Annotated in this window: 12 protein-coding genes; 3 read left to right on the top strand and 9 right to left on the bottom strand. The window is 68.4% G+C overall.

Features of this window, described 5'->3' with window-relative positions; translation table 11 throughout:
* Positions 1-32: 32 nt before the first annotated feature.
* Positions 33-3,266 (top strand): ATP-dependent DNA helicase, encoded by a 3,234-nt coding sequence (locus AB0L64_RS34540; RefSeq protein ID WP_363717140.1) that lies wholly within the window; start codon positions 33-35, stop codon positions 3,264-3,266.
* A 332-nt stretch (positions 3,267-3,598) separates the two neighbouring features.
* On the opposite strand, the gene AB0L64_RS34535 is transcribed toward AB0L64_RS34540, so the two are convergent.
* The 4 genes from AB0L64_RS34535 to AB0L64_RS34520 all read right to left on the bottom strand — a co-directional run bounded on the left by AB0L64_RS34535 (position 3,599) and on the right by AB0L64_RS34520 (position 7,100).
* Positions 3,599-4,144, bottom strand: a complete 546-nt coding sequence (locus tag AB0L64_RS34535; protein ID WP_363717138.1) for a Uma2 family endonuclease — start codon at positions 4,142-4,144, stop codon at positions 3,599-3,601.
* Positions 4,145-4,253: 109 nt separating this feature from the next.
* Positions 4,254-4,757, bottom strand: coding sequence for a Uma2 family endonuclease (locus AB0L64_RS34530; protein WP_363717136.1), 504 nt, complete (start codon positions 4,755-4,757; stop codon positions 4,254-4,256).
* 58 nt (positions 4,758-4,815) lie between these two features.
* Positions 4,816-6,513 carry an IucA/IucC family siderophore biosynthesis protein gene (locus AB0L64_RS34525; protein ID WP_363717134.1) on the bottom strand — a complete coding sequence of 566 codons (1,698 nt, stop codon included), beginning with the start codon at positions 6,511-6,513 and terminating at the stop codon, positions 4,816-4,818.
* Positions 6,513-7,100: a GNAT family N-acetyltransferase gene (locus tag AB0L64_RS34520; RefSeq protein ID WP_363717132.1), complete on the bottom strand. Its 588-nt coding sequence runs from the start codon at positions 7,098-7,100 to the stop codon at positions 6,513-6,515. The genes AB0L64_RS34525 and AB0L64_RS34520 overlap by 1 nt, the downstream gene beginning before the upstream one ends.
* Positions 7,101-7,238: 138 nt before the next feature.
* On the opposite strand from AB0L64_RS34520, the gene AB0L64_RS34515 reads away from it, so the two are divergent.
* Complete coding sequence (locus tag AB0L64_RS34515) at positions 7,239-7,913, top strand: GPP34 family phosphoprotein (RefSeq protein ID WP_363717129.1); 675 nt, start codon at positions 7,239-7,241, stop codon at positions 7,911-7,913.
* Here the strand turns inward: AB0L64_RS34515 and AB0L64_RS34510 are convergent.
* The 3 genes from AB0L64_RS34510 to AB0L64_RS34500 are packed head-to-tail and all read right to left on the bottom strand — an operon-like array spanning position 7,896 to position 11,402.
* A complete protein-coding gene (locus AB0L64_RS34510; protein ID WP_363717127.1) occupies positions 7,896-9,461 on the bottom strand; it encodes an AMP-binding protein in 1,566 nt (521 codons plus the stop codon). The genes AB0L64_RS34515 and AB0L64_RS34510 overlap by 18 nt on opposite strands.
* Positions 9,462-9,471: 10 nt before the next feature.
* The gene (locus tag AB0L64_RS34505; protein WP_363717125.1) at positions 9,472-10,596 is read right to left on the bottom strand and encodes a DUF5938 domain-containing protein; all 1,125 of its coding nucleotides are present in this window, start codon (positions 10,594-10,596) and stop codon (positions 9,472-9,474) included.
* Positions 10,596-11,402, bottom strand: a complete 807-nt coding sequence (locus tag AB0L64_RS34500; protein ID WP_363717123.1) for an SDR family oxidoreductase — start codon at positions 11,400-11,402, stop codon at positions 10,596-10,598. Before AB0L64_RS34500 ends, AB0L64_RS34505 begins: the two co-directional genes overlap by 1 nt.
* 159 nt (positions 11,403-11,561) lie before the next feature.
* Between AB0L64_RS34500 and AB0L64_RS34495 the strand changes: the two genes are divergently transcribed.
* A complete protein-coding gene (locus AB0L64_RS34495) occupies positions 11,562-12,197 on the top strand; it encodes a TetR/AcrR family transcriptional regulator (RefSeq protein WP_355700208.1) in 636 nt (211 codons plus the stop codon).
* 9 nt (positions 12,198-12,206) lie between these two features.
* On the opposite strand, the gene AB0L64_RS34490 is transcribed toward AB0L64_RS34495, so the two are convergent.
* Positions 12,207-12,611 carry a hypothetical protein gene (locus tag AB0L64_RS34490; RefSeq protein ID WP_363717120.1) on the bottom strand — a complete coding sequence of 135 codons (405 nt, stop codon included), beginning with the start codon at positions 12,609-12,611 and terminating at the stop codon, positions 12,207-12,209.
* A 149-nt stretch (positions 12,612-12,760) separates the two neighbouring features.
* Positions 12,761-13,474 (bottom strand): purine-nucleoside phosphorylase, encoded by a 714-nt coding sequence (deoD, locus tag AB0L64_RS34485; RefSeq protein ID WP_363717118.1) that lies wholly within the window; start codon positions 13,472-13,474, stop codon positions 12,761-12,763.
* Between the last annotated feature and the right edge of the window lie 18 nt (positions 13,475-13,492).

Below are 13,492 nucleotides of genomic sequence, written 5' to 3'. Positions count from 1 at the left end.
CACGACGGGCGTCCTCTGCGGGGGGTCTGCTGATGCCTGCTCAGCTCACGTCGACGGCTGACTTGTGCGACCTGCTGGGGATTCCGTTCTCGGATCAGCAGCTGGCGGCGATCACCGCGCCCTTGGCGCCGGGCGTGATCGTCGCGGGTGCCGGGTCGGGGAAGACGACCGCGATGGCGGCCCGGGTGGTGTGGCTGATCTGCACGGGGCAGGTGAAGCCGGAGGAAGTGCTTGGGCTGACGTTCACCAAGAAGGCGGCCAACGAGCTCGACGTCCGGATCCGCGAGGACCTGACGAAGGCCGGCGTCCTCGGATCGACGCTGCCGAGGGACCAGCACCCGATCCTCGCGGCGCACCTGCGCAGCAACATCCCCAACTGGGAGCCGGAGGAGCCGGGCGAGCCCGTCGTCTCGACGTACCACGCGTTCGCCGGCACGTTGATCGCGGAGCACGGGCTCCGGCTCGGCCTCGAGCCGGACTCGCGGGTGCTCGCCGACGCCACCAGGTTCCAGCTGGCCGGCCGGGTCGTACGGCGGTCCGCCGGGCCGATCCGGTTCGCGTCGCACCACGTGCCGACGCTCGTCAACAGCCTGCTCGCGCTGGACGGCGAGCTCGCCGACCACCTGCTCCGCCCGGACGACATCCGCGACCACGACGACGCCGTACGACAGGAGGTCGCCGCGGCGCGCAAGCAGACCGTCGAGGTCCGCAAGCTCGCCGAGACTGCCCTGAAGCGCGGGGAGATCCTGCAGCTCGTCGAGGAGTACCAGGCGTACAAGGGGGAGCGCGGCGTCGTCGACTTCGCCGACCAGATGGCGCTCGGCGCCCGCCTCGCGGAGGAGTGTCCCGAGGTCGCCGCGGTCGAGCGCGCGCGGTACAAGGTCGTCCTGCTCGACGAGTACCAGGACACGTCGGTGTCGCAGCGCCGGATGCTCACGGCACTCTTCGCCGGGCCGGACGCCGGGCACGGCCGGGGTCACCCGGTCACCGCTGTCGGCGACCCGTGCCAGGCGATCTACGGCTGGCGCGGCGCCTCCGTGGCGAACCTGGACGAATTCCCCGAGCATTTCCCGCAGGCGGACGGCTCACCGGCGCAGCGCTACGTCCTGAGCGTGAACCGGCGCTGTGGCAGCCGGATCCTCGCTGCCGCGAACCAGCACGCCGCCGAGCTGTACGAACAGCACCCCGGCGTCATCCCGCTCGAGGCGCCGCCGGACGCTCCCGAAGGCGCGATCACCGTCGGGCTGTTCGAGACGCGCTCGCAGGAGATCGAGTGGGTCGCCGACGCGATCGTCGCCGCGCACCGCACCCGGAACCGCCGCTGGAAGGACATCGGCATCCTGATGCGGACCAACGTCGACCTCAGCGCCGTCCACGAGGCCCTGATCGCGCGCAAGGTCCCGGTCGAGGTCGTCGGCCTCGGCGGTCTGCTCGCGCTTCCCGAGGTCGTCGACGTCGTCGCGACGCTGCAGGCCGTCAACGACCTGACGGCGAACGCGGCGATGCTCCGCATCCTCACCGGCCCGCGGTACCGGATCGGTCACCGCGACCTCGCGCTGCTCGCCAATCGCGCCCGCGGACTCGCGGACGCGGGGGAGCGGCCGGCCGCCGACGACCTGGTCGCCGCGCTCGACGCGGCCGTTGCCGGGATGGACTCGACCGAGGTCATCGCGCTCGCCGAGGCGGTCGACGATCCGGGGCCGCTGCCGTATGCGCCGGAGGCCGTGACCCGCTTCAAGGAGCTGTCGGTCGAGCTCCGCGAGCTGCGCGCCCACGCGGGTGAACCGCTGCTCGACCTGGTCCGACGGGTGATCAGCACGATCGGCCTTGACGTCGAGCTGACTGCGACACCCGACCACGTCGACGCCGGACGCCGTGATCACCTGGCCGCGTTCCTCGATGCCGTGGGCAACTTCGTGTCGACCGAGTCGGACGGCTCGCTCGACGGTCTGCTGGCGTACCTGGCGGCCGAGGAGGAGTACGCGGCCGGTCTCGACCTCGCCGTACCGAGCGAGGCGGACTCGGTGAAGCTGCTCACCACACACCGCTCGAAGGGTCTGGAGTGGCCGGTCGTGTTCGTGCCGACCCTGGTGTCGAAGGTGTTCCCCTCGGACCGCGGCCGGGACAAGTGGACGACGAACGCGAAGGTCCTGCCGTGGCCGCTGCGCGGCGACGCCGACACGCTTCCGGACATCCACGACCTGACGAACGCCGGGCTGAAGGCGTTCGCCGACGAGTGCAAGGACGTGAACGCGCTCGAAGAGCGGCGGCTCGGGTATGTCGCGTTCACCCGCGCGAAGGAGCTGCTGGTGGCGACCGGTCACTGGTGGGGTCCGACGCAGAAACGCCCGCGCGGCCCGTCGGCGTACCTCGACACCCTGAAGAAACACGCCGGGGAGCGGGTGATCGCCTGGGCGGACCAGCCCGAGCTCACCGAGGAGAACCCGGAGCTCGCCGAGCAGACGCAGGCGCCCTGGCCGACGGCGTACGACCTGGAGTCGTACCAGCGGCGGCTCGACGCGGCGGCGCTCGTGCAGCAGGCGCGCGCTGAAGGACCGTCCGTCGAGGCGGAGGAGTCGCTGCTGCTCGACGAGCAGGCGACGGTCGCGCGCTGGGACTCCGAGCTCGAGCGATTGTTGTCCGAGGCAAGGGAAAGCCGGAGTCGGAAGGCGTACGACGTGACGCTGCCGGCTGCGCTGTCCGCGACCCAGGTGATGCGGCTGGCGAAGGACCCGGACGGCCTGGCCGCCGACCTGGCCCGGCCGATGCCGCGTAAACCCAACCGGGCCGCGCGCTTCGGCACCCGGTTCCACGCCTGGGTGGAGAGCTACTTCGGGCAGCAGCTACTGCTCGACCCCGACGACCTCCCCGGCGCCGCGGACGAGGACATCGTCGACGACACCGACCTCACCGACCTGATGGACGCCTTCCGCGACGGCCCGTTCGGTGACACTACGCCGTACGAGATCGAGGCCCCGTTCGCCCTGGCCCTCGACGGCCGGGTGATCCGCGGCCGCATCGACGCCGTCTACCAGGTCGTCCGCCCCGACGGCTCCCGCGGCTACGACGTCATCGACTGGAAAACCACCCGCGGCGAAACCGCCGACCCCCTGCAGCTGGCCATCTACCGAGTCGCCTGGTCCGAACTCATGAACATCCCCCTCGACCACGTCACCGCAGCCTTCTACTACGTCCGCACCGGCGACATCATCCGCCCCGAAAACCTCCCCACCAAACCCCAACTCACCCAACTCCTCGACGGCTGATCACCTGGTGAGGGGTGAGGGGTGAGGGGTCTCAGTGGACGATGTCGGCGGGGACGATGCGGACCGGGAACGGCAGCTCGGCCTCGAACGCATCGTTGCCGGTGACAACGGCCCGCTCGACGTACTGCCCGCCCTATGAACCACCGACGACATGTAGGTCAGCGGCAGAACTCCGTCGACCAGCTCGTACCGCGCACCCTCGTCCGGTGCAGCGTCGAGATCAGCAAGCGTGAATTCACCAGGTTCGGCAGACCACATGCCCAGCGCCTGCACCGGACAGGCCCAAGTACGGGAGGGCAGATAAGCATCTGCCCCGGGTTGCCCCGCTGGTGCTAGATGACGAGGTCGGCGGGGACGATACGAACCGGGAACGGCAGCTCGGCCTCGAACGCGTCCTTGCCGGTGACAACTGCCCGCTCGACGTAGGCATCGCCTTCGAGTTCGAGCACGGTCAGTTCTTCTTCGGCCGGGTCGAAGATCCAGTACGACGTCACGCCGGCCTGCTCGTACAAACGTCGCTTGAGGACCCGGTCCGCCAGGCTGGTCGACTGGGACAGTACCTCGACCGCCAGTAGCAGCGGCTGCTCGATCGTCTTGCGTCCGACATCTTTCCGGTGGCAGACGAGCACGTCGGGCTGTACCGATCTCGTCGGCGTCGGCCGGTAGTCCGTCGGTGCAACCAGCACTTTCAGGTCGCCTGGGCAGCTATGCCGAAGAACATAGGTGAGTTCGACGACCGCTGTCTGATGGACCGTCAACGGCGCGGGCGTCACCAGCAGCATCCCGTCGACCACCTCGTAGCGGTTCCCGTCGTCGGGAAGCGTTTCGAGATCGGCCAGCGTGAAGTGTCCCGGCTCAAGTGTTTCCACGTACCCCATGGTGGTGCCTCCTTCTCGATCACACAACCAGCATGGCGGCAGTTGAGGGGTGGTTGGTGCCGTTTCGCTGATCTGCCCCTGGATGCCCTTGGATGCCCCGTTCGGTGGGTCATTTGGTGAGGTCTGCAGGGGTGAGTGTGAGGGGGAACGGGGTGGTGGTGTGGAAGGTTTCCTCGGACTGGATGACCGCCTGGCAGGTGTAGCCGGTGGGGGTCAGGTCGAGGATGGTTAGTTCTTGGGTGGTGGGGTCCAGAAGCCAGTAGGACTGGATACCGTGTTGCTCGTAGACGGCGCGTTTGAGGACGATGTCGGTGGTTCGGGTGGTGGGGGAGAGGACCTCGACCGCGAGGACGGGTGGGGCTGTGAGGAGGTGGGGGCCGGCGTCGGTGCGGTGGCAGATCAGGAGGTCGGGGCGGAGGGTGGTGTTGAGGTCGGGGCGGTAGTCGAGGGAGTTGACCGCGACGAGCAGGTCAGCCGGGCAGGCGTGTTTCAGGCGGATCATCAGGGCGACGACGGCGGCGTGGTGGGCCGGTGGTTGGGCGCCGGTGATCAGCAGGCGGCCCTCCAGCACTTCGTACCGGCGGCCGTCGTGCGGAGCGGAGACTGTGGTCACTCCATCAGCTTGACCGATTTCGCCGTACTGCCGCGGGAGTTATCCACAAGCACCCTGGTCAGTCAGTTACTTCCGTGATCAGCGGGTTGTCCAAGGTCCCGGCGAACTGCAAGGACCCGGCGACGTCGGTCAGGTCGACCATCTGCTGGTTGTTGCGCAACTGCAGCCGGTTCAAGCAGGACAGCGCGAACGACGGCGCGAAGATGTCGTACTTCGCGAACGCCTCGGCGAGCTCCGGCGTGGCCGCCTGGTAGTCGCGGATCGACGACGCCACCACCGACCAGAACTCGGCCGGCGTCAGCAGGCCTTCACGGTCGAGCAGCGGTGACAGGAACCGGAAGATGCAGTCGAACACGTCGGTGAAGATCGACAGCAGCTTCTCGTCGTCCGGTACGTCGGCCCGCACCCGCTCCGCCTCGGCCGGTACCGGTGTCGACGGACTCAGGACGGCGATCTCCTCGGCGATGTCCTTCATGATCACCCGGATCGGGATCGCGTCCCGCAGCACCAGGATCAGGTTCTCGCCGTGCGGCATGAACACGAGCTCGTACGCGTAGAAGCTGTGCAGCAACGGGATCAGATACGCGTCGACGTACGCGCGCAACCAGTCCGCCGGCGCCAGCCCGGACGCCCGCACCAGCGCCGCGGCCAGCGACGCCCCGTGCCGGTCGACGTGCAGCAGCGACGCCATCGTCGCGAGCCGTTCGCCGGGCTCCAGCGACGGCACCGGGCTCTCTCGCCACAGCGCCGACAGCATCTTCCGGTACGGCGAGGTCTTGTCCGTCGCGTTCTCGTAGTACCGGTTGTGGAACCCGACCGCGGCGATCTCCCGCAGGACGGTGAACCCGTACCGCTTGAAGACAGGGTCGTTCGAGACGACCGAATGCACCCAGTCGTTGATCGCCGGCGTCGCGGCCATGTACGACGGCGACAACCCGCGCATGAACCCCATGTTGAGCACCGACAAGGCCGTCTTCACATAACAGCGCGACGGCGCGGACCGGTTGAAGAACGTCCGGATCGACTGCTGCGGCTGATAGACATCGTCCGTCGAGCCGAGGTGGACGATGTGCCGCAAAGCAATGTCCGCTGCGAAGGTGATCGAGGTCTTGTTGTCCCACTGCCACGGATGCAGCGGCAGGTAAACGTACTCCGCAGGATCGGCGATCTCGGCGAACCGCGCCAGCGTCTCCTCGCCCAACTCCGACCGCATGAACGCGTCGAAGGCCAACGAGGAACTGCAGGAAACGGTGGTCCGGTCCCGCCGGGCCGCGATCCACGTCAGCTGCACACCCGCGCCCGTCTCGGGCGCGTACGCCAGGTAGTCCGTGAGGCCGAACCCGAGCCGTCCGTTGTTCGCCACGAAGCACGGATGCCCCTCGGTCATCGCGGCCTCGATCGTCTGGAAGTCCGCGGTGACCAGGTCCGTCGCCGTCAGATCGGGCTTCGACAGCTTGTACGCCGCCGACGCCAGCGTGCTGCTGATCTCCTCCAGGTAGACCGGCAGCATGTCCCGCCCGATCCCGAGCTGCACATGGAACTCCGTGACGAACTCCAGCGCGTCGACGGGCAAACCGTCGTCACGCACCACCGCCGAGATGTCCCAGTGATTCAAGGGATAGCGCCGTGCCGTGAACCGGTACCGGCCGACCGCATACTCATTGCCGTCGGCAACAGGCTCGAGAATGCGCTCGTGGGTGAATTCCGACAACGCTTTCCGGACCAGCGCCTGGTTGACGATCTCCCAGTCGTTCATCAGCCCGCCTCGTTCATCCGGTGCGCGTCGGCGTACTGGTCGCGGGTGCAGAAGCTCAGCCATGCCTGCTTGCCGGGCAGTGTCACGATGCTGTGCTTGCGGAACCCCATCCGCGCGTTCAGCGCCTGGATCTTCACGTTCCGTACGTCGGGCTCGACCACCACCCGGTCGACCAGCGGATCGCTGAACAGGCTGTCCATGATCGTCTCGAACACCGCCCCGGTGAACCCGGGAATCGGCGCCGTCGGCGGCCCGACCAGGACGTGCATGCCGACGTCGCCGGGCGCCGCGTCGTACACCTGACCGACAGCGTCGTACGCCGGGGCGTAGCGCTCCATCAGGAACGCCGGCCGCCTGTCGTGCTCGCCGATGAACGCGTCGTGGTGCGGGCTCCCGGCGATCCTGCGGTACTCCGCGTGCACATCGGCGACCGACGCGGTCAGCAGTCCCCAGTACCGCGCGTACGGCTGGGTGACCCAGCTGTGCAGCGTGGTCACGTCCTCGGTGAGGTCGAACGGCCGGAGGCTGAGGGTGCCGAGGCCGGCGACGAAGCGCCGGTACGTCGGCTCGGGCAGTGCTCTGGTCATGGCGGAGCTGCTTTCAGGCTGGGCGGGCATGTTAGCTAAGGCTTACCTTAGTAGACCCTACCTGAGCCTCTGGACGGACCCTCGCGGTAGTCCGCGCGGTGGATGCGCCGGGCAGTCGGTGGTGCCTACGGTGGAGGCATGTTGATCGCCGAGGATCTGCTGCTGCTCCTGTACGACGACGAGACCGGCAAGCCGCTCACCGGGTCGCCCGGCCTGGACTACGCGCTGGCCGGTGCGGTGCTGATCGAGCTCACGCTGGGCCAGAAGCTCGACGTCACCGTCGACGGCAAGGCCGGTCGCCTGCACGTGCTGGACGGTGCTCCGACCGGTGATCCGATCTTGGACGAGCGCCTGGCGTACGTCGTCAAGAGGCCTGGGAAGAAGCCGAAGGACCAGATCGGTGCGCTCTCGAAGCGCCTGCGCGACCAACTGCTGGCCCGGCTCGCCGAGCGGGGTGTGCTGGAGCAGGACCAGGGCAGGGTGCTCGGTCTGTTTCCGGTGACGCGCTGGCCCGCCAAGGACGCGCGGCATGAGCAGGACGTGCGCGGGAAGCTCGAGAGCGTGCTGAAGGTCGGTACGACGCCGGACGAGCGCACGGCCGCGTTGATCGCTCTCCTCAGCGCGCTGAACGTCGTACCGAAGGTGGTCACGGACGCGGTGGACAAGAAGGCGCTAAAGAAGCGCGCGAAAGAGATCGCCGACTCGGACTGGGCGGCCGCCGCGGTCAAGAAGGCCGTGACCGAGATGCAGGCCGCCGTCACGGCAGCCATCGTGGTGGCCTCGTCTGCAGGTGCCTCAGCCGGTAGCAGCTAAGCGGGCCTTGATGTCCGGCTTGACCACCTTGCCGACCTTGGAGCGTGGCAGGTCGGGCCAGACGAGCACTTCCTTCGGCGCCTTCACGCTGCCGATGCGCGCCTTCGCGAACGCGATCAGCTCGGCAGCGTCCACCGAGGCGCCCGGCTGGAGCTGGACGACGGCCACGACCCGCTCGCCCCACTTCTCGTCGGGCTGACCGATCACCGCGCAGTCCTGGACGGCGGCGTGCGCCATCAGCGCCTGCTCCACCTCGGTGGAGTACACGTTGAAGCCGCCGGTGATGATCATGTCCTTGGCCCGGTCGACGATGTAGAGGTAGTTCTCCGCGTCCAGGTAGCCGATGTCGCCGGTGTGGTGCCAGCCGTACGCCGAAGCTGCTGCGGTCGCCTCGGCGTTGCGGTAGTACCCCTTCATCACCAGCGACCCGCGCACCACGATCTCGCCGCGCTCGCCGTGCGGGAGCAGTTCGCCGTCGGCTCCCATGATCGCCACGGTAACCAGCGGGGACGGCCGTCCCGCGGATGACAGCCGTCCCCGGGCGACGTTGCCGGCGGCATCGAAGTGCGCTGCCGGCGGCAACATCGAGATCATCATCGGCGCCTCGGTCTGCCCGAACAGCTGCGCCATCACCGGACCGATCTGCTGCAGTGCCTCCTCGAGCCGGGCGACCGACATCGGCGCCGCGCCGTACCAGAAGCACCGCAACGACGACAGGTCCGTGGAGTCGAGCTCCGGCGCCGCCAGCACCATGTAGATCAGCGTCGGCGGCAGGAACGTGTGCGTCACCCCGTGCCGCAGTATCAGCTCCAGGAACGCGTGTACGTCGGGAGCTCGCATGATCACGATCTCGCCGCCGCATGCGAGCACCGGGAAACACAGCACGCCGGCCGCGTGCGTCAGCGGTGCCAGTGCCAGGTAGACCGGTCGCTCGCCGAACGGGTAGCCCATCAGCGTCAGCGCGGTCATCGTCTCCAGGTTGGCGTTGCCGAGCATCACCCCTTTCGGCCGGCCCGTCGTACCGCCGGTCCCGACGATCATTGCCAGGTCGTCCGGATCGGTCAGATCAGGTGCCGGCTGGGACGCGCCCCCGCAGAACGCGTCCCAGCCGACGGTCCTCCGGCCGGCGGGGTGGGGGGTGAGGCCGGAGGAGGGCTCCCCGTCGAGACACACGAACGTGTGCACCTTCGGCAAAGAGTCCCGAATGCGGTCCACCAGCGGTGCGAACGCCGACTGGTAGATCAGTACTTCACAGTCGAACTGGTCGAGCAGTTCCCGGTTCTCGGCCGCCTCGTTGCGTGGATTGATCGGGCACCAGACGGCACCCGCCCGGCTGATCCCGAACACACAGCTGAACGCCACCGGGTCGTTCGCGGACAGGATCGCGACCTTGCCGCCCGGCCGTACGCCGGTCGCCGCCAGGGCACCCGCGATCCGGTACGAGAGCTGCTGCACCTCGGCGTACGTCAGCGACTCGCCGTCCGTCGTCAGGCAGGCGGCGTCCGGCGCGAGCGATGCGCCCTTGTCCAGGTAGTCGACCAGCCGCACAGCAACTCCTCTAGTGCTGCACCGTCAGCTGCGGCTCGGACACCAGCCCGAAGCTCCGCAGTACGCCGAGCAGCTCGCGGTGACCGAAGGCCTGACAGCCACTGGCGAAACCGACCCGCTTCGGCGGCGTCTGCAGCAGCGAGTACGCCGCGTACGCCTGAAGCAGACCGGTCTGCTGGTAGTTGCTGTTGCCGTGGATGACACAGTGCGCCCGGCCGAGCGGCCCGGAGGCATGCACCGAGTCCAGCGTCTTGTTGACGCGCGGGTTCTCGCGTGGCGGCATCTCGTTCATCACCTGGCGGGCGGTCTCCGTCAGTGCGGCGTTCCGCTCGTCCGGCGCCATGTCCTTGGTGGCCTCCAGTGCCGCGGCGACGATCTGCGGGACCCCGTTCATCAGCGCCGCGTTGAACACGCCGCCCTGCGCCTTGCAGTTCGCCACCCGCGGATCGCGCTTGAACCACACTGGATGTGACATGCCGCCCCATGGCAGCGACAGGGCGAGCTCGTGCCGGCCGGGAACCACCAGGGGCACCAGACCCTGCTCCGGGAACTCGACGTACTGGTTGCCCTCCAAGTAGTGCGCCTTCGACGTCGCGGCGTTCACCAGGATCGTGCGGGTCGAAGCGATGGTCGGGCTGCCGCCCCAGAACACCGCGATGTCCAGAGAGTCCAGCCCGGGCTGCTCGAGACAGAGCTGCGCGGCGATCTCGCTGGTCGTGTACATCTGCGCGATGCCCGGAGCCAGCACCAGACCGGCCTCGGCGAACCGCGGACCGTACTTCTCGTCGCAGGTGATCAGCCAGTCCTGCTCGCCGGTCGTGTCGGTGTAGTGCGCACCCGCAGCGAGTGCGGCTTCCACCGCCACCGGACCGAGCTCGCTGAACGGTCCTACCGTGTTGAGGACGACGGACGCACCCGTGAACAGCTCGGTGAGCGCAGCAACGTCATGGTCGACCGCGGCGATCTCGTAGTCGGCTGTCTCGATACCGGGAACATGTGAGTCCATAGAAGCCTTGAGCTTCGTCTCGTCACGGCCGGCGGCCACGAAGGGCACGTGATACTGCCGCAGGTACTCGCAGACGAGCCGCCCGGTGTAACCGGACGCGCCGTACACGACAACGGGTTTCGTGGTCATCACATCCCCATTCCGCCGTCGACCGGCAGGCCGATACCGGTGATGAAGCGGGACTCTTCGGACGCGAGGAAGACGACCGCGTCGGCCATGTCCGAGACCTCGCCGAGCCGGCCGGCCGGGGTCAGCCCGACCACCGCGGCGACCGCGGCCTCGGGCGACTCGAACAGTCCGAGCTGCGCGACGTCGTTCGCCAGGCCGGCGCCCATCGCGGTCGGGACCAGGCCCGGGTAGATGCAGTTGACGCGGACGCCGTACCCGAGCTTGCCGGACTCCATCGCGGCGACCCGGGTCAGCCGGTCGACGGCGGACTTGGTCGCGGAGTAGACCGCGATGCCGGGGAAGGCGATGGTGGCGGCGACCGATGCGACGTTGATGATCGCGCCGCCCTGACCGGCCAGGCCGTCCGGGCGCATCGTCCGCAGGCCCCACTTGATGCCGAGCGTGGTGCCGAGCACGTTGACCTCGAGCATCTTGCGGATCTGGTCGGCGGTCACCTCGGTGAGCAGGCTGGTGATCTCGATGCCTGCGTTGTTCACCAGGATGTCGAGGCCGCCGAGGATGTCGTTGGCGGCGACCACCGCGTTCTCCCAGTCGCCGTCGTCGGTGATGTCGTGGGCGACGAACCCGTTGCCCCCGCCGTACTGCTGGTCGAGCGCGTCGGCGACGGCCTCGCCGGCGTCCTTCTGGATATCGCTGATCACGACCTTGGCGCCGGCCGCGGCGAGGGCTTTCGCCATCCCCTCGCCGAGTCCCTGCGCGCCGCCGGTGACCAGGGCCTTGCGGCCGGAGAGATCGAGTGAACCCATCTGAAGCTCCTTCTGCTCGCACGGGCTGTTTCACACTCTGACCAGTCCTTTGACACTCGTCAAGACTTTGTTTGACACTTGTCAAGAAATCTCCCCGCCGCGGGACGCGCCTGGCCCGGGGCGGGGTACTCTGACGCATCGGCCCCGATTCGAGAGTGGGTGAGTGCTGTGGCGTCCGCGGCTGAGGAGCGGCCTGCCCGTGTCTCCGGGATCGACAAGATCGAGCGCCGCCGGATCGCGCTGGCCGAGTCCGCGCTGAAGACCCTCGGCGAGCTCGGGTACGCGCGCACCAGCCTGCGGGAGATCGCGAACAACTCCGAGTTCACGCACGGCGTCGTGCACTACTACTTCCGCGACAAGATCGATCTGATCAGCTACTGCGTGCGCTACTACAAGACCAAGTGCTCCCGGCGGTACGACGAGGTGGTCGAGACCGCGACGTCGGGGGAGGACCTCGTCACCGGGTTCCTGGGCAAGATGACCCAGACGCTGGTCGAGGAGACCCCGATGCACAAGCTCTGGTACGACCTGCGGGCGCAGAGCATGTTCGAGGAGCAGCTCCGGCCGGACGTCGAGGCGATCGACCAGCTGCTGGAAGAGATGATCTGGCGGATCCTCAGTCGGTACGCCGATCTCACCGGCACCGCAGCGGCCGTGGACGCGCCGACGGCGTACGCCTTGATCGACGGCCTGTTCGAGCAGGCCGTCGTCGGCTACGCCGCCAACCCGGAGAAGGTCCCGGACCTGCTGACCGGCCGGCTGCTGCAGGTCCTGCCCAAGCTGGTCGCGGCGTAGCCCGACGGGTTACTCGGCTCCGCAGTTCGCCTTGCAGAGCTTGTCGGTGAGGGTGAGGATCGCACCGGGTGCCTCGGACTCGGCCTCGGTGGAGAACTCGACGCTCCAGTTGCCGGCCGTCGTCGCGGCGGTCGTCTTGCCCTGCTGCTGTGTCAGCCAGTCGACGATCTGACCGCGCGGGTTCACGTGCGCCAGCTCGAGAGCCTGCGGTGCGAATTCGGCCAGCTTCGTCGTCGCCTCCGCGGGCGACCCGGACGCTTGCAGCGACACCACGGGCGGACGCGGGTGGTTGCCGATGAGCACCTGCACCGAGGTCGTGCCCTGGCTGCACGTCTCGTACGCCTCGTCGGTGCTGCACTGGTAGCTCTTCGCGCTGAGTGCAGCCACGACCTGTGCGGCGGTCAGGTCGGGCAACGTCTCCTCAGGTCCCGAGGGCGTGGTGCTGGTCGCTGTTGTGCCTGAAGCGCTCGGGGTGCCGGCCTGCTCCGGCTTGTCGCCAGAGCATGCGCTCGTCCCGGCGAGGAGCGCTGCGCAGAGCAGTGCGGCAGCGCCGGACCGCGGGTTCAGACCGGCACCTCGATCGCCGCGTCGAGCGCGATCGTGATCATCTCGGAGAACGTCGTCTGGCGCTCCTCCGCGGACGTCACCTCGTGCGTGATCAGGTGGTCCGACACCGTCATGATGCCGAGCGCGCGGCGGCCGAACTTCGCGGCCAGCGTGTACAGCGCCGCGGCCTCCATCTCGATGCCGAGCACGCCGTACTCCGCGGTCCGCGAGACCAGGTCCGGACGGTCGTTGTAGAACAGGTCGCCGGAGAACACCTGGCCGACGTGCACGTTCAGCCCGGCCGCCTCGGCCGCGTCCACCGCCGCGCGGAGCAGCTGGTAGTCGGCAGTCGGGGCGTAGTCGATGCCGTGGAAGCGCAGCCGGTTCATCTGCGAGTCGGTGCTCGCGGACATCGCCACGATCACGTCGCGGACCCGGACCGCCTCGGTGAGCGCGCCGCAGGTGCCGACCCGGATCAGCGTCTGGACGTCGTACTCCTCGAACAGCTCGTTCGCGTAGATGGAGGCGGACGCCTGGCCCATGCCGGAGCCCTGCACGGAGATGCGCTCACCCTTGTAGGTGCCGGTGAACCCGAGCATGTTGCGGATCTCGGTGTAGCAGATCACGTCGGACAGGTAGGTCTCCGCGATCCACTTGGCCCGCAGCGGGTCCCCCGGGAACAGCACCCGCGGTGCGATCTGCCCCTTCTCGGCGGCGATGTGAATACTCATGCCGGGATGCTCTCATGC

Source organism: Kribbella sp. NPDC051936 (genome assembly GCF_040680955.1).
Classification (GTDB): domain Bacteria; phylum Actinomycetota; class Actinomycetes; order Propionibacteriales; family Kribbellaceae; genus Kribbella.
Note: the sequence above shows the minus strand (reverse complement) of the source record. Positions and strands in the feature narration are given on the sequence as shown.